A 16,231-nucleotide genomic window follows, 5' to 3' on the forward strand; every position below is an offset into this window, starting at 1 on the left:
CTCCACTGGCAGCGAGCGGCGCGGCGGCGGCATGTGCGGCGAGCGGCGTAGCATGTGCGGCGAGCGGCGTGGCAGCGGGGGGGGCGGTAAGGCCGATCGCGTCGACGATGCCCAGCTCCAGCGCGCGCGCCATCGAGGCGGCGCTGCGGCCGACGCCGACGATCTGCCGCACCGCACCAGCCTTGCGCAGCGAGCGCGCGAACGATCCGCCGATCAGGCCTACGCCAAAAATAACGACTTTGTTCAGCATTTACTCCGCCAATGCTTTCGCCAGCGCCGCGATGAATACCGCATTCTCCTGCGGCAGGCCAATCGAAATACGCAGCCACTCCGGCAGACCATAATTGCCGACCGGGCGCACAATCACGCCCTGCTTGAGCAGCGACAGATTCACACGCGCCCCCGCACCAGCATCGCTGCCGACCTTCACCAGCACGAAGTTGCCATACGACGGCACGTACTCCAGGCCCATCCGCTCGAACGCCTCGACAAACTGCTGGTAGCCAGCCGCGTTATTGGCCGCGCTCTGCCGCAAGAACTCCTTGTCGTTCAGCGCCGCGATGGCCGCCGCCTGCGCCAGGGAATTCACGTTGAACGGCTGGCGAATGCGGTTCATCAGATCCGTCAACGCCGGCTGCGCAATCGCGAAGCCCACGCGCAGACCCGCCAGACCATACGCCTTCGAGAACGTGCGCGACACCAACAGGTTGGGATACTTCTTCACCCACTCCGCCGATTCAAACTGGTGCTCGGCCGCGAGGAACTCGTTGTAAGCCTCATCCAGCACCACCACCACGTGCGACGGCACCTTGGCCACGAACGCCTCGATCTCCGCCGCCGGGATGAACGTGCCGGTCGGGTTGTTCGGATTGGCGATAAACACCAGACGCGTGTCATCGCGGATCGCCGCCAGCATGGCCGGCAGATCGTGGCCGTGCGCCTTGGCCGGCACCACAATGTGCTGCGCGCCCACGCCCTGCGTCGCCAGCGCATACACCGCGAACGAATACTGCGAATAGACAATCGACTGGCCGCGCTCCACAAACGCGTGCGCCGCGATTTCCAGGATATCGTTGGAGCCATTGCCCAGCGTGATCCAGTCCGCCGGCACATCGTAGCGCTTGGCCAGCGCGCCTTTCAGATCAAAGCCATTCGCATCCGGATAGCGCCCCAGCTCCGCCACCGCGGCCGCCATGGCCCGCTGTGCCGACGCCGGCACGCCAAACGGATTCTCATTCGACGCCAGCTTCACAATGGTCGCCTCGTCGAGGCCAAATTCACGCGCCACTTCCGAAATCGGCTTGCCGGCCTGGTATGGTGCGATGGCGCGGACGTATTCCGGGCCGTAGTTCTTGCTCATGTTCTCTCTCTTCGATAATCAGGTCAGGCTGACCGGGTAGGAACCCAGCACCTTGAAGAATGCGGCATTGCCTTGCAGCTCATCGAGCGCCTTGGCGACGGCGGGGTCCTGCACATGGCCTTCGACGTCGACGTAGAAGTAGTACTCCCACGTGCCGGTGCGCGCCGGGCGCGACTCGAAGCGCGTCATCGACACATTGTGCGCGGCCAGCGAACCAAGCAGGCGGTAGATCGAACCCGCCTTGTGCGGCGCCGCCAGCGCCAGCGAGGTGCGGTCCTCGCCCGACGGGCCGGCCTGCAAGGAACCGATCACCGCGAAGCGGGTGCGGTTGTGCGGATCGTCCTGGATGTTGGCCTTGACCGTGCCGAGGCCATAGCGCACGCCGGCGCGTTCGCCGGCAATCGCGGCGATGCCATGATCGTCGCGCGCCATGCGCGCCGCCTCCGCGTTCGACGACACCGCGCGGCGCTCGATATCCGGATAGTTATTGTTCAACCAGATCTGGCACTGCGCCAGCGCCTGCGCGTGCGCGCAGATGGCGGTGATGCCGTCCATATTGCCGGTCGCGGTCAGCAGGCTGTGACGCACCGCGATCGACACCTCGCCGCTGATGGTCAGCGGCGTATGCAGCAGCAGGTCCAGCGTGCGGCCGATGGCGCCCTCGGTCGAATTCTCGACCGGCACCACGCCGAATTCCGCGGTTCCCGCCTCGGTGGCGCGGAACACCTCATCGATGGACGAGCAAGGCAACACATCGACGGCGGTGCCGAACTGCTGGTACACCGCCTGTTCGCTGTAGGTGCCGGCCGGGCCGAGGAAGGCCACGGTCACGCGCTTCTCCAGCGCGCGGCAGGCCGACATGATCTCGCGCCAGATGGTTTGCAGCTCGCTGTTGCCCATCGGGCCGGGATTGCGCTCGGCCACGCCGCGCAGCACCTGCGCCTCGCGCTCCGGACGGAACACCGGCGCGCCGGTTTCGGCCTTCACATGACCCACTTCCTGCGCGACCCTGGCGCGCTGGTTCAGCAGGTCCAGAATCTGCGCGTCGATCGAATCGATCCGCTCGCGCAGCGGTTTTAATTTGTCGTTCATTTTTGGCCCGCAAATTCGTTCAGGTAGTCCACCAGCGCTTGCACGCCCTCGATAGGCATCGCGTTATAGATCGATGCGCGCATACCGCCGACGGACTTGTGGCCCTTCAGTTGCAGCAGGCCGCGCGCTTTGGCGCCGGCCAGGAATGCTTCGTTCCTGCTTTCGTCCTTCAGGTAGAAGGGCACGTTCATGCGCGAGCGGTTGGCCGGCGCGACGCGGGTTTCGTAAAAGTCGCTGGCGTCCAGCGCGTTGTACAGCAGCTGCGCCTTGGCGATGGCGCGGCGCTCCATCTCGGCCACGCCGCCCTGCTGCTTCAGCCACTGGAACACCAGGCCGGCGATGTAGATGCCGTAGGTGGGCGGCGTGTTGTACATCGACTCGTTGTCGGCCACCAGCTTGAAGTCGAACGCCGACGGGCAGATCGGCAGCGCCTTGCCCAGCAGGTCGTCGCGGATGATCACGATGGTGACGCCGGCCGGACCGATATTCTTCTGCGCGCCGGCGAAGATCACGCCGTATTTCGACACATCGATCCGGCGCGACAAAATATGCGAGGACATGTCCGCCACCAGCGTCACGCCGTCCACGGCGGCCGGCACGCCGGCGTCGAAGTCGTACTCCACGCCGTCGATGGTCTCGTTGGTGCACATGTGCAGATAGGCCGCGCCGGGCGTGAGCTTCCACTCGGACTGCGGCGGCACCGACGTCGTCGACGACGCGGCGATATTCACCTTGGCGTACCTGGCGGCTTCCTTGCTGGATTTGCCCGACCACGAACCGGTGTGAATGAAATCGATGGTTGCGCCTTCGGGCTTGTGGCCCAGGAGGTTCAACGGGATCAGGGCGTTCTGCGACAGACCGCCGCCCTGCATGAACAAGATCTTGTAATTGTCCGGTACCGCCAGCAGCTCGCGCAGGTCGCGCTCGGCCGCCTTGTAAATCGACATAAACTCCGGTCCGCGGTGGCTCATCTCCATCACCGACATGCCGCTGCCATGCCAGTCCAGCATTTCAGCCGCGGCTTGCGCCAGCACTTCCTTCGGCAGCACTGCCGGGCCGGCGGAAAAGTTATAGATGTGAGTCACGTTGCGTTCCTTATGATAGAGAGGTGTTACTTGGCTTGTTCCTGTTGCAGCTTCTGCATCAGCGGGCCGATACGGCGCTGCACGATCTGCTGGCCCAGCTGCATGCCCTCGCCCATCAGCTTGGGCATCGAGGTCAGCATCTTGGCGCCCACCGGCGTGCGGTAGAACGCGGTGACCTGCTTGAGTTCATCGGCGGTGAAGGTGCGTGCGTACAGCGGCACGGTCTCGGCCAGGATCTCGTCCACCAGCGTCGGATCGCCCATCACGTCCTGCAAGGTCTTGATCACGCGCGGCAGCTCGGCCTCCATCCTGGCCAGCGCCTTCTGCTTGTCGTCGGCGCTCAGATTCGGATTGTTCTTGATGCCCGCCTCGGCGCCGGCGCGCATCGACACGCCCAGTCCCTGCGACATCTGCTGCATCGCGCCGATCATCATCTGGCGGTAGTTCATCGAATCGAACAATTCCCGGGCGGCGGCGGTGGCGGCCGGATCGGCCGCCGGCGCCTGCGCGTGGGAAGGAGCGGCGCCGATCAGGGCCAGGGAAGTCACCAGCGAAGCTACGATTTTTTTCATCATTACGCACCTTAAAATAAACACGGGGCCAGTCCCCGTCGCAGTGTACCGCGACAGACCTGGCCCCGCTGGAATGGGACTCGCGTCCCGCCTGTTACTCAGCTGCCGAATCCGGGCCCGGTTCCAGCTCGACTTCGTCGATGTCGGTTTCCACCACGCGTTGCAGGCCCGACAGCTTGGTGCCGTCTTCCACCGCGATCAGGGTCACGCCCTGGGTCGCGCGGCCCATCTCGCGGATCTCCGACACGCGGGTGCGAATCAGCACGCCGCCGGTGGTGATCAGCATGATCTCGTCCGACGAATCCACCAGCGTGGCCGCCACCACCTTGCCGTTACGCTCGGAGGTCTGGATCGCGATCATGCCCTTGGTGCCGCGGCCGTGGCGGGTGTACTCGATGATCGGCGTGCGCTTGCCGAAACCGTTCTCGGTCGCGGTCAGCACCGACTGCTGCTCGTTCTCGGCCACCAGCAGCGCGATCACCCGCTGGCCCTCGTCCAGATTCATGCCGCGCACGCCGCGGGCGTTGCGGCCCATCGGACGCACGTCGTTCTCGTCGAAGCGCACCGCCTTGCCGGCGTCGGAGAACAGCATCACATCGTGTTCGCCGTCGGTCAGCGCGGCGCCGATCAGGAAGTCGCCCTCGTCCAGGTCGACCGCGATGATGCCGGCCTTGCGTGGATTGCTGAAGTCTTTCAGCGGCGTCTTCTTCACGGTGCCCAGGCTGGTGGACATGAACACGTAGTGGTCTTCGGGGAAGGTGCGGTTCTCGCCCGACAGCGGCAGGATCACGGTGATCTTCTCGTTGTCCGCCAGCGGGAACATGTTGACGATCGGCTTGCCGCGCGAGTTGCGCGAGCCTTGCGGCACTTCCCACACCTTCAGCCAGTACATGCGGCCACGGTTGGAGAAGCACAGGATGTAGTCGTGCGTGTTGGCGATGAACAGCTGGTCGATCCAGTCCTCATCCTTGGTCGCCATGGCCTGCTTGCCGCGGCCGCCGCGCTTCTGCGCGCGGTACTCGGTGATCGGCTGCGCCTTCATGTAGCCGGTGTGCGACAGCGTCACCACCATGTCCTGCGGCGTGATCAGGTCTTCGGTATTCAGGTCGCTGGCGTTGTGTTCGATGTTGGAGCGGCGCGGGTCCTTGGCCTGGTCGCCGAACTCGCTCACCACCGAGGTCATCTCGTCGGTGATGATGGTGGTCACGCGGGCCGGCTTGGCCAGGATGTCCAGCAGGTCGGCGATTTCCGCCATCACGTCCTTGTACTCGTTGACGATCTTGTCCTGTTCCAGGCCGGTCAGGCGTTGCAGGCGCATTTGCAGGATCTCCTGCGCCTGGTCGTCGGACAGCTTGTACAGGCCATCCTTCTGCATGCCGTAGTGCTTGGGCAGGTGCTCGGGACGGAAGGCGTCGATGCCGCCGATGGTGTCGCCCTCGCCGGTGCGCGCCAGCATCTCGCGCACCAGCGACGAATCCCACGATTTTTCCATCAGGGCGGTCTTGGCCACCGGCGGCGTCGGCGCCGCCTTGATGATGGCGATGAATTCGTCGATGTTGGCCAAGGCCACCGCCAGGCCTTCCAGCACGTGGCCGCGTTCGCGCGCCTTGCGCAGCTCGAACACGGTGCGGCGCGTCACCACTTCGCGACGGTGCGACAGGAAGCATTGCAGCATTTCCTTCAGGTTCAGCAGGCGCGGCTGGCCGTCGACCAGCGCCACCATGTTCATGCCGAAGGTGTCCTGCAACTGGGTCTGCTTGTACAGGTTGTTCAGCACCACCTCGGGCACTTCGCCGCGTTTCAGCTCGATCACCACGCGCATGCCCGATTTGTCGGACTCGTCGCGGATGTCGGAAATGCCTTCCAGCTTCTTGTCGCGCACGTTTTCGGCGATGCGCTCCAGCAGCGATTTCTTGTTGACCTGGTAGGGCAGCTCGTCGACGATGATGGCGGTGCGGCCGCCATCCTTGCCATATTCCTCGTAGTGGGTCTTGGCGCGCATCACCACGCGGCCGCGGCCGGTGCGGTAGCCGTCGCGCACGCCGGACACGCCGTAAATCGTGCCGCCGGTCGGGAAGTCCGGCGCCGGGATCAGTTCGATCAGCTCGTCGATCGAGCATTCCGGGTTTTGCAGCACGTGCAGCGCGCCGGCGATCACCTCGTGCAGGTTGTGCGGCGGGATGTTGGTGGCCATGCCCACCGCGATGCCGGACGAACCGTTGATCAGCAGGTTGGGGATGCGGGTCGGCAGGACGGTCGGTTCTTTTTCCTTGCCGTCGTAGTTGGGCTGGAAGTCGACCGTGTCCTTGTCGATGTCGGCCAGCAGTTCGCTGGAAATCTTGTCGAGGCGGCACTCGGTGTAACGCATCGCCGCCGCGCCGTCGCCGTCGACCGAGCCGAAGTTGCCTTGGCCGTCGACCAGCATGTAACGCAGCGAGAAGTCCTGCGCCATGCGCACCAGCGTGTCGTAAATCGAGGCGTCGCCGTGCGGGTGGTACTTGCCCATGGTCTCGCCCACCACACGGGCGCATTTGACGTAGGGACGGTTCCACACGTTGTTCATTTCGTGCATCGAGTACAGGACGCGGCGGTGTACAGGCTTCAGGCCGTCACGCACGTCCGGCAAGGCGCGGCCGACGATCACGCTCATGGCGTAATCGAGGTAGCTCTTGCGCATCTCTTCTTCGAGGGAAATAGGGATTGTTTCTTTTGCGAATTGATCCATTGGCCGGTCGTTTTACTGTGGTTTGTTAAGCCTCTCCCAAGAGACAGGCAAGCGTACGATTTTAGCATGGGCGCAAGGCAACCAGCGGAAATCCGCAGCGGCCCAGCATCCATGCGGTGTGACGCACCGTTGGCGCACGTAACAACTTGTAATATTCATGACACATTACTCAATTATTATCGACAATCACGTTGCAACAAAACAACATTTTGGTTGAACGCGAAAAGCCGCCATGTTGGAGCTTTTTAAACGACTTTCATCGCTTGTGGCAAAATGGACGAGAAGTCAATTGCTTGAATCACAAGCGGAAAACGAGCCTGACGCCCCTGCGTGGTAGAATTCGCCCCACGCAAATAACTACGTCACGCAGTTTTCTGCCGATATCACCCCCGAAAGGAAAAAAAATATGAAAAAACTGATTTCGATGCTGGCCATCTCGGCTGCATTCGCCGGCTCGGCCATCGCCCAGACCGCACCCACCGCGCCACCATACGCTCCAGTAACCCAGGACATCAAAGCCGCCACCCCGAAAAGCGCCTACGTGCAAGACGCACGCGGCATCATCGCGCGTGACCCGTTCGGCCTGTGCTGGCGCACCGGCTACTGGACCCCGGCTGATGCCGTGCCAGGTTGCGACCTGCCGATCTGCGTAGAGCCAGAGAAGCTGGAAAACGGCAAGTGCGTGGCGCCGCCACCACCACCGCCACCAGTGGCGCCAGCACCGGCGCCGGCCCCTGCGCCAGCCCCTGCCCCGGCACCAGTGCCAACCGCACAAAAAGTGAGCTTCGCCGCTGACGCCTTCTTCGACTTCGACAAGGCCGTGCTGAAACCGGAAGGCAAAGCCAAGCTGGACGATCTGACCTCGAAACTGGGTTCGATCAACCTGGAAGTCATCATCGCCGTTGGCCACACCGACTCGGTGGGCTCGGACGAGTACAACCAGAAGCTGTCGGTACGCCGTGCCGAAGCTGTCAAGGCCTACATCATCTCGAAAGGCGTTGAAGCCAACCGCGTGTACACCGAAGGCAAAGGCGAGAAACAACCTGTGGCGGACAACAAAACCGCCGAAGGCCGCGCCAAAAACCGTCGCGTGGAAATCGAAGTGGTCGGCACCAGCAAGTAATCGCTGAGCGCTGAACGCAAGGCCCCGCTCCGGCGGGGCTTTTTTTATTTAAAATAGCGACATCCGACTTTTCCCATCCTTGCCATGAACGCCGATCCATTAGAACTGCAAAAATTTTCCGAACTCGCCCACCGCTGGTGGGACCCGACCTCGGAATTCCGCCCGCTGCACGAGATCAACCCGCTGCGCCTGGAATGGATCAACGCGCGCGCGCCGCTGGCCGGCAAACAGGTGATCGACATCGGCTGCGGCGGCGGCATCCTGTCCGAGTCGATGGCGCGCAAGGGCGCCACCGTCACCGGCATCGACCTCGGCGAAAAAGCCCTGAAGGTGGCCGACCTGCACTCGCTGGAGTCGGGCGTGCAGGTGCGCTACAAGCTGATCGCGGCCGAAGAGATGGCGGCGCAGGAAGCCAGCCAGTACGACGTGGTGACCTGCATGGAAATGCTGGAGCACGTGCCCGATCCGGCCGCCATCGTGCGCGCCGCCGCCGCGCTGGTCAAGCCGGGCGGCCATGTGTTCTTCTCCACCCTGAACCGCAATCCCAAGTCCTACCTGTTCGCGGTGATCGGCGCCGAATACATCCTGCGCATGCTGCCCAAGGGCACGCACGACTACGAGAAGTTCATCACCCCGTCCGAGCTGTCGCAATTCATCCGCAGCGCCGGGCTGGAAGTGCAAGGCTTCAAGGGCATGGGCTACAACCCGCTGACCAAGATTTACTCGCTCAACGACGATACCAGCGTCAACTACCTGGTGGCCGCGCGCCGCCCTCTGGAAGCCTGATCATGACCACCGCCCCCCGCGCCATCCTGTTCGACCTCGACGGCACCCTGGCCGACACCGCGCCCGACCTGGCCGCCGCCGTCAACCTGCTGCGCACCGTGCGCGGCCTGGAGCCGACCGCCTACGACATCCTGCGCCCGACCGCCTCGGCCGGCGCGCGCGGCATGATCGGCGCCTCCTTCGGCCTCAGGCCGGAGGATGAAGGCTACAACGAGCTGCGCGACGGCTTCTTTACCAATTACGCGGCGGCGATGGCGGTGCACAGCGGCCTGTTCGACGGCATCCGCGAGCTGCTGGCCGGGATCGAGGCGGCCGGCCTGCAATGGGGCATCGTCACCAACAAGCCGAAACGCTTCACCGATCCGCTGCTGCCGCAGATCGGCCTGGCCCACGCCGCCTGCGCCATTTCCGGCGACACCACGGCGCACGCCAAGCCCCACCCCGCGCCGCTGCTGGAAGCGGCGCGCCGCCTCCAGCTGACGCCGGAACAGTGCTGGTACGTGGGCGACGACCTGCGCGACATCCAGGCCGGCAAGGCGGCCGGCATGCTGACCATTGCCTGCGGCTGGGGTTATTGCGGCCCCAGCGAACCGCAACATTGGCAGGCCGATTATGTGTTGCAGCAGCCGTCCGAGCTGCTGGCACTGCTACACCGTGTCAACACAATGGATTTCGTTGTATAGACGAATCATTGTGCACGATATTTTGTTGCCGTACGGATAGATTCCGCGTAGTCTCGCCGCCATCATCAACAATTCAGGTGCATCATGCATACCATGGAACAGGCCGCCCCAAACCCGCAGCCGCACACCGACGCCAGCCTTCCCCTGCCGCGGCGCACGCAGGCGCCGCAAAGCTGGATGGTGCGGGTGGCCGACGCCAAATACTACTGGTATGACTTGCTGGCGGACTCCGGCGAGAAGCCGGAGCTGCGCGATCCCATCGGCCGCTACCTGCGCCGCATGGAGTTCGAGCTGGACGCCACCGCCGCCCGGCGCCACCTGTTCTTTGCCGTCACCCGGCCGCGCGTGCGCTTCGACGTCGCCGGCGCGGTGCAGTGGGGCTTCTTTTCGCTCAAGCTGAGCTTGCCGCTGCTGCTGGGCGCCGAGCGCAGCAAGGACAGCATCACGGTCGAGCTCAAGGTGCCGTTCGCGGCCACCCTGAAAAAGCCCACCATCATGCTGACCGAGAATTTCATCAGCCTGAACTGGGGCGGCCTGGAGGAAGTGTTCTCGGTGCACGATTTGCTGCGCATCTACGGCCACACGCTCAGGCTGCCCAGCAAGGTGGCCTATGTCGGCCAGACCCGCGACGACGAGGGCCGGCTCGGCCAGGGGCGCCTGCCGGCCATGCACCGGGTGCGCGCCCAGTCCGGCGACGGCTACGATACCCTGCTGCTGGTGGTGGGGGTGGACGTGGAGGTCAGCTGCGCCGAAGGCGATCCGGCCGCGCGGCTGGACCCGGCCGATCCGCTGGCGATGGACGCCCTGCACGGCGAGCGGGTGGAGATGATCGAGGCGGCGCTGATCCGCTACTTCGAAGGCAGCAATCCGCGCGCCCGCGCCGCCGAGGAACGCCAGCGGCGCGGTGCGCGCATCGTGGCGGTCCAGCACAGCAACCATCTGGTGCAATACACCATCGACCTGGCGTTGCCGGACAGCGGCAATTACAACCAGCTGTGCTCGGAGTTCGTCAGCGCCGCCGCGCGCCACGTCCTCAGCTGCTTTGTCGCCGACGGCCAAGTCCAGGTGGCACCGATGCCTGGTCCCGCTTGAAGTTTCCACGTGGAAATATCACGCTGAAGGCACTATAATCACGTTACGATGAGACACTTGGAGCGCGCAGAACATGAGCCATGACGACGACGATTACCCCGATCCGTCGCCGGAAGAGCTGGGCATAGGCGCGCTGTTCGAGGAGGCGCCCGAGCCCTTCCTCGACCTGGTGGCGCCGCCGCCGGACGCGATGGAGGAGCTGCTGCCGCTGATGCCGCAACGCACCGCCGCGCCACAGACCTGGGTGGTCACGGTGGCCGACGCCAAATTCCACTGGTACGACCTGATCGCCGGCTTCCCGGAAGTGCCGGACATCCGCGACCCGGTCGGCCGCCACCTGCGCCGCATGCAGTTCGACCTGGAAGCGACCAGCGAGAAGCGGCTGATTTATTTCGCCGTCAACCGCCCGCGCGTGCGCTTCGATCCGTCGCGCGGCACCAGCTGGGGCTTCTTCTCGCTCAAGCTGACCGTGCCGCTGCTGGTGGGGCCGGAAGAGAAAAAGGACAGCCTCACCATCGAGCTGACGGTGCCGTTCGCCGCCACTCTGAAAAAGCCGTCGGTGGTGCTGACCGACCGCTTCCTCACCCTCAACTGGGGCGGCCTGGTCGAGGCGCTCTCGATCCACGACGTGCTGCAACAGTATGAGAACAACCTCAACTACAAGACCGAGGTGCAGTACGTCGGCCAGACCAAGGACCCGGCGGGCCGGCTGGCGCGCGCGCGCCTGGTGCCGGTGCAGCGCGTGCACCAGAAGTTCAGCGAAGACCACGACATGCTGCTGCTGATCCAGCGCTTCCATGTGGAAGTGCTGTCGGACGACGGCGATCCGGCCGAGCTGGAGGTCAACCAGAATCCGGTGGCGGCCGACATGCTGCTCAAGGACCGCATCGATGCCATCGAATGCGCGCTGATCCGCTACTTCGAGGGCCCGGAAATGCACGGCCGCAGCGACAAGGAAGCCGAGGTGCGCCAGCAGCGCCTGCGCGAGGTGCAGGCCACCAACCACCTGGAGAGCTTCCGCATCGACCTGCGGCTGGAAGACGCGGGCAAGTACCACGACCTGTTCTCGCGCCACGCGAGCGTCTCGCGCAACCACATCATCGACTGCAAACTGGTCGACGGCAATGTGATCGTCACCCGCGTGCCGGAAAAGACCAAGCCTTAAACCGCGGCCAGCGCCTGCTCCAGGTCGGCCAGCAGATCGTCGCTGTGCTCGATGCCGATCGACAGCCGCACCGTATCCACCGTCACGCCCGCCTTGGCCAGCTCTTCCTCGTTAAGCTGGCGGTGGGTGGTGGACGCCGGATGGCAGGCCAGCGATTTGGCGTCGCCGATGTTGACCAGCCGCGTGAACAGCTTGAGCGCATCCTGGAAGCGGGCGCCGCCCTCCACCCCGCCCCGCACGCCGAAGGTCAGCACGCCGGACGGCCGGCCGCCCAGGTATTTGCGCGCCAGCGCGTGGTCTTTGTGATCCTCCAGCCCGGCGTAATTCACCCACTTGACCTTGGCGTGCCGCTGGAGGAAGTGCGCCACCTTGCTGGTGTTCTCGACGATGCGTTCCAGCCGCAGCGCCAGCGTTTCGATGCCCTGCAAGATCAGGAAGGCGTTGAACGGCGACAGCGCCGCGCCGGTATTCCGCAACGGCACCACGCGCGCGCGGCCGATGTAGGCGGCCGGTCCCAGCGCGTCGGTGTAGACCACGGTTGCCGATCGATTCGATGAACACCGCCTTGGTGCGCTCGTCGATCAGTTCGCCGAAGGAGGCCGGATCGCGCGCGTCGGCAAAGCGGGTGGTGATGCCGAACTGCGGCAGCGTGTGGGCGAACAGATTGTAGGTGCCGCCGTACAGCGTGGCGGCCGAGACGATGTTGTCACCGGCCTCGGCGATGGTATGCTTGTCACAAACCCGCGCGCTCGCCCGTCTAAGCTTGATGATGACCGATACCTCTACCTTTACGGCGCTTCGTACGCGCCTGTTCTCGATTGCCTACCGCATGCTGGGCACCCGCGCCGACGCCGAGGATGTGGTACAGGACGCCTGGCTGCGCTGGCAGGGCTGCGACCAGAGCGCGGTGCAATCGGCCGAGGCGTGGCTGGTGACCATCACTACCCGGCTGGCCATCGACCGCCTGCGCGCCCGCGCCGCCGAGCGCGAAACCTACGTCGGCTGGTGGCTGCCCGAGCCTATCGTCGAACTGGACGAACACACGCCCGAGAGCGCGGCCGAAATGGCCAGCGATGTCTCGATGGCGTTGTTGTGGGTGCTGGAGCGACTTTCACCCGAGGAGCGCGCCGCCTTTCTGATGCGGCAAGTGTTCGAGCATGACTACGCGGACATCGCCGGCATCCTCGGCAAGAGCGAGGCGGCCTGCCGGCAGATGGTGCACCGGGCGCAGGAGCGCGTGCAGCAGCAAAAGCCGCGCTTCGAGGTGCCCAAGGAACAGCATCACGCCCTGCTGGGCCGCTTCATCGCCGCCGCGCAGGTGGGCGACCGCGCCGCCATGAAAACCATGCTGGCCGACGACGTCCAGCTGGTGGCGGATGGCGGCGGCAAGGTCAACTCCTATCTGCACATCCTGCATGGCGCGGGACGGGTGGCCGGTTCGTTCTGGTCGCTGGAGCACCAACATCCGCGGCAGGTGGTGTACCGCCAGGCCCGCGTCAACGGCGCGCCGGGGCTGGTGCGCTATGTCGATGGCAAACTGGAATCGGCGCAATCGTTTGTGATTGAAGGCGAGCGCATCGCCGCCGTCTTCATCGTCCGCAACCCAGACAAACTGACCGGCGTGCCGCAAACTATTTTCTGAAAGCTGTCACAGCGCGTGATGGTGGCCCGTCTTACAGGGTATGGAGGGCGCAATGGTGTGTCCTCCGCAGACACTGAGAGGCATATCATGACCCAAGCTCGCATTCCCTTCTTCCAGCTCGCCCCGGCCAACTTGCAGGCCATGATCGCGCTGTCCGGCTCCGTCAAGAAAAGCTCGCTCGGCGCGCGCCTGGTGGAACTGATCAACCTGCGCGTGTCGCAGATCAACGGCTGCGGCGTGTGCGTGGACATGCACTGGCGCGACCTGATGAAACAGGAAGTGCCGCCACGCCACCTGAACGCCATCGCCGGCTGGCGCGAAGCCCCGGCCTCCTTCTTCACCGAGCGCGAACGCGCCGCGCTGAACTGGGCTGAAGCCGTCAACGCCCTGCCGCACAAGCAGCCGACGGACCAAGATTTCGACCTGCTGAAAACCCATTTCAGCGACACCGAAATCGCCGAAATCAGCTACGCCATCGCCACCATTCGTGCGTGGAACGTGATCAACGCCAGCCTGCACAACCAAATCCCGGAAGTGCCGCCGCCAGGTTTCTAACGATCTGCATCGGCTATCTCGATCACGGAAGTCCATTTCGACCTGGCTTCCGTGATGATGATGCGAGAATTTTCCATGCGGTCTATGGCGCTAAGCACGTCGACGGCAGCGGCGCTTTTTTTATTTCCATCATGCCGCTCGACGAAAATCAGCCGTAGCGCGGCATCCACCAACTTCGCACCTTGCTCAATTTTTCCCACTTAGCTACCGCCTGCTCGGTATAACCGAATAACTGGCCCAGCGATTTTTGCGACAACAACAGCGCGGCACGGATGTAGCGGAACTCTGCGCCAGTCAGCTTGCCGGGCTTCTTGCACAACGCGCGGCAAATCGCGATCACCAGGCCATCAAGGTCGCGGAAGGAAACACCGCTACCATAAGCGGTCTTGTGCTCAACGTAGCCATTACTCAGCCAGACGTTACGCAGGCCACCATCGGTAAAGTGATACATACTCCTCTCCTGTCAATCCATTGCTGTGACCACGATGAGCGCCGGATCGTCATCGTCGATTGCTACCACGACGCCCATATCCCGGCCAGCGACATACCGATCCAGTCGGCACTCCAGGCTTCCCGTCCTGATGTTGGGTTCAGCGGGTCGCCGCATACCTATATAAAATATAGCTTCCACCGACACGAAAGGCAACAGGACGGCGCCTCTTCCGTGCCGGCTTTGCGAGATTATTGGCTCTGAGCGCGTTTTCGACTTGCGAATGCACAAGCACACGTAAGGACACCTCGAATCACTGGAGCTTCCGGACGGAGCGCTGAAAAATCGCGACACGGGCAGCGAATCGGCTGTTGATCGCCCCGGTTCCTGGCCCTTCGAGGGCAGCGTGGCGCGCGCTGCCCTTGCGCTGGATATGCATGCGCCAGCCTTGCCCTTTCAGCCGGGCCTCGCGTTCGCCATCGACATAGCCCTTGTCGGCATAGATGTCGCTGCTGGCGTTGCCCGGATCGATCACCGCTTCAAAATGCAAGGTGTCGTGCTCGCTGGCGGTACTGATCTTGATCTTGCGAACGAGCTTGTAGCGCTTGTCGGCATTGGCCGAGAGCTTGTAGCCGAAGTAGGACTTGCCATGCTTCTTGGTCCAGCGGGCGTCGATGTCCTTTTGGCGCCGCTTCGCGGGCTGCCAGTCGGCCGGCATCGCGTTCTCGCTCACGATGGCGGCCGCGGCGCGGCGCGGCAGCATCGACCGCTGCGGCCAGCGCCGTGAAGTCGACATGCTGTTCCAGTATCCGCAGCGTATCGCCAAGCTCGTTGAGCTTCGCTTCGCGCTCCTGGTCGGCAAACAGGCTTTGTTTGATCATTGGACTCAGGTCAGTACCGGGTTACCGACATCATGCCAGAGCTGGGGGGGTTTTTCGAGGTGCCCAGGAGTAGCAAAGCTCGTAGCGTTGAGGCTGCCCTTAGTGGTATTCTTTGTCGATTAGCGTCACTAGACGCCTGCACCGATTCAGACGAGAGAGAAGAAACGTGAAAATTCCGCCAGACGATTTGCCAATCTATCGTGTGCTAACCGGGCCGGATGACGCAAAGTTCTGCCGGCGCGTTAGCGAAGCGCTCGCGCTCGGATATGTGCTTCACGGATCGCCATCCGTGACATTCAACGGTGAAAACGTGATCGTTGCCCAAGCAGTTATCTGGCCTGGTCATCAATAGATTGGGATGTGATGATAATTCCAAATGGAAATTTGAAGCGTAAAAACCGCCTCCCGGCGGTTTTTTTTAGTCAGACGAATCGGAGAGGTTTTGCGCTTGCAAGCGCAAAACCGCTTCGCGGGCGGGCCGCATGCGGCCCGAATTCCCCGCTACGCCCCGCGTCCCGCGGGTTCGCTTCCCGCCGCATAAGCTAACGGCGGAATGAAAAACAAAGGCCCAGCGCTTGCGCGCTGGGCCTTTGTTTTTCATCCGGATGGTGGAGACGGCGGGAATCGAACCCGCGTCCGCAAGCACTCCACAGACAGTTCTACATACTTAGTACTATCTTTTAATTTAACCCGGACGTCACGGATGTACACGTTACGGACAGGCGATTCACCTAAGATTTAACGCTGCTTCAAGTGACCCGTTACAGCGCGATTCCCTGTAAATGACTCCTTAGCTTTTAACGGCCCGCCCCAGGGAAGAAGCGTTTAGGAGCTAACAGCCCTTAGGCTGCCAGTGCGTACGAGTTATCGTTTGCAGTTATTGATTTCTGGGTGTATTTACGAGGTAACCAGGCCTCGGTATGCCCTGCTCTGCTTTGCAACCCACGTCGAAACCAGGTCGTCCCCACAGACTTCCTATTTTACCCCACTTTGCAATCCCCCGCCATGTACGTCAAACGCCGGTCATATTCGGGCGGTAT

Annotated in this window: 14 protein-coding genes, 1 other RNA gene and 3 pseudogenes; 8 read left to right on the forward strand and 10 right to left on the reverse strand. The window is 63.3% G+C overall.

Annotated features, from left to right (window positions below):
- From GM676_RS32465 to gyrA, 6 genes and pseudogenes are all read right to left on the reverse strand, one after another.
- Positions 1–250, reverse strand: a pseudogene (locus GM676_RS32465) (prephenate dehydrogenase/arogenate dehydrogenase family protein); the annotation flags it as partial.
- Positions 251–1,360 (reverse strand): histidinol-phosphate transaminase, encoded by a 1,110-nt coding sequence (hisC, locus tag GM676_RS27825; RefSeq protein WP_155467526.1) that lies wholly within the window; start codon positions 1,358–1,360, stop codon positions 251–253.
- Positions 1,361–1,378: 18 nt separating this feature from the next.
- On the reverse strand, positions 1,379–2,452 hold the full coding sequence (pheA, locus tag GM676_RS27830; RefSeq protein WP_155467527.1) for a prephenate dehydratase: 1,074 nt from the start codon (positions 2,450–2,452) through the stop codon (positions 1,379–1,381).
- Positions 2,449–3,537 (reverse strand): 3-phosphoserine/phosphohydroxythreonine transaminase, encoded by a 1,089-nt coding sequence (serC, locus tag GM676_RS27835; RefSeq protein ID WP_371866393.1) that lies wholly within the window; start codon positions 3,535–3,537, stop codon positions 2,449–2,451. The genes pheA and serC overlap by 4 nt, the downstream gene beginning before the upstream one ends.
- 26 nt (positions 3,538–3,563) lie before the next feature.
- Positions 3,564–4,109 (reverse strand): DUF2059 domain-containing protein, encoded by a 546-nt coding sequence (locus tag GM676_RS27840; protein ID WP_155467528.1) that lies wholly within the window; start codon positions 4,107–4,109, stop codon positions 3,564–3,566.
- Positions 4,110–4,203: 94 nt separating this feature from the next.
- The gene (gene gyrA, locus GM676_RS27845) at positions 4,204–6,834 is read right to left on the reverse strand and encodes a DNA gyrase subunit A (RefSeq protein WP_155467529.1); all 2,631 of its coding nucleotides are present in this window, start codon (positions 6,832–6,834) and stop codon (positions 4,204–4,206) included.
- Between the two features lie 406 nt (positions 6,835–7,240).
- Between gyrA and ompA the strand changes: the two genes are divergently transcribed.
- From ompA to GM676_RS27870, 5 genes are all read left to right on the forward strand, one after another.
- Positions 7,241–7,957 (forward strand): outer membrane protein OmpA, encoded by a 717-nt coding sequence (gene ompA, locus GM676_RS27850; RefSeq protein WP_155467530.1) that lies wholly within the window; start codon positions 7,241–7,243, stop codon positions 7,955–7,957.
- 84 nt (positions 7,958–8,041) lie between these two features.
- On the forward strand, positions 8,042–8,743 hold the full coding sequence (gene ubiG / locus GM676_RS27855) for a bifunctional 2-polyprenyl-6-hydroxyphenol methylase/3-demethylubiquinol 3-O-methyltransferase UbiG (RefSeq protein WP_155467531.1): 702 nt from the start codon (positions 8,042–8,044) through the stop codon (positions 8,741–8,743).
- A 2-nt stretch (positions 8,744–8,745) separates the two neighbouring features.
- Positions 8,746–9,426 carry an HAD family hydrolase gene (locus GM676_RS27860; protein WP_155467532.1) on the forward strand — a complete coding sequence of 227 codons (681 nt, stop codon included), beginning with the start codon at positions 8,746–8,748 and terminating at the stop codon, positions 9,424–9,426.
- An 84-nt stretch (positions 9,427–9,510) separates the two neighbouring features.
- Complete coding sequence (locus GM676_RS27865) at positions 9,511–10,518, forward strand: hypothetical protein (protein WP_155467533.1); 1,008 nt, start codon at positions 9,511–9,513, stop codon at positions 10,516–10,518.
- A gap of 73 nt (positions 10,519–10,591) precedes the next feature.
- Entirely contained in the window at positions 10,592–11,683 is a 1,092-nt protein-coding gene (locus tag GM676_RS27870; RefSeq protein WP_155467534.1) for a hypothetical protein, read from the forward strand.
- Here the strand turns inward: GM676_RS27870 and GM676_RS27875 are convergent.
- A pseudogene (locus GM676_RS27875) lies at positions 11,680–12,409 on the reverse strand (PLP-dependent transferase); the annotation flags it as partial. The gene GM676_RS27870 and the pseudogene GM676_RS27875 overlap by 4 nt on opposite strands.
- A gap of 43 nt (positions 12,410–12,452) precedes the next feature.
- On the opposite strand from GM676_RS27875, the gene GM676_RS27880 reads away from it, so the two are divergent.
- Entirely contained in the window at positions 12,453–13,325 is an 873-nt protein-coding gene (locus GM676_RS27880) for an RNA polymerase sigma-70 factor (RefSeq protein WP_155467535.1), read from the forward strand.
- Positions 13,326–13,412: 87 nt separating this feature from the next.
- Positions 13,413–13,880, forward strand: coding sequence for a carboxymuconolactone decarboxylase family protein (locus tag GM676_RS27885; protein ID WP_155467536.1), 468 nt, complete (start codon positions 13,413–13,415; stop codon positions 13,878–13,880).
- Between the two features lie 148 nt (positions 13,881–14,028).
- Here the strand turns inward: GM676_RS27885 and GM676_RS27890 are convergent, their stop codons facing one another.
- Positions 14,029–14,331, reverse strand: coding sequence for a hypothetical protein (locus tag GM676_RS27890; RefSeq protein WP_155467537.1), 303 nt, complete (start codon positions 14,329–14,331; stop codon positions 14,029–14,031).
- 397 nt (positions 14,332–14,728) lie between these two features.
- A pseudogene (locus GM676_RS27895) lies at positions 14,729–15,034 on the reverse strand (transposase); the annotation flags it as partial.
- A 359-nt stretch (positions 15,035–15,393) separates the two neighbouring features.
- Between GM676_RS27895 and GM676_RS27900 the strand changes: the two are divergent.
- A complete protein-coding gene (locus GM676_RS27900) occupies positions 15,394–15,543 on the forward strand; it encodes a DUF1737 domain-containing protein (RefSeq protein ID WP_443093182.1) in 150 nt (49 codons plus the stop codon).
- 254 nt (positions 15,544–15,797) lie between these two features.
- Here the strand turns inward: GM676_RS27900 and ssrA are convergent.
- Positions 15,798–16,157, reverse strand: a transfer-messenger RNA (tmRNA) gene (gene ssrA / locus GM676_RS27905).
- Positions 16,158–16,231 lie beyond the last annotated feature (74 nt).

It is taken from the genome of Duganella radicis, assembly GCF_009720825.1.
In the GTDB taxonomy this organism is placed as follows: Bacteria; Pseudomonadota; Gammaproteobacteria; order Burkholderiales; family Burkholderiaceae_D; genus Rugamonas; species Rugamonas radicis.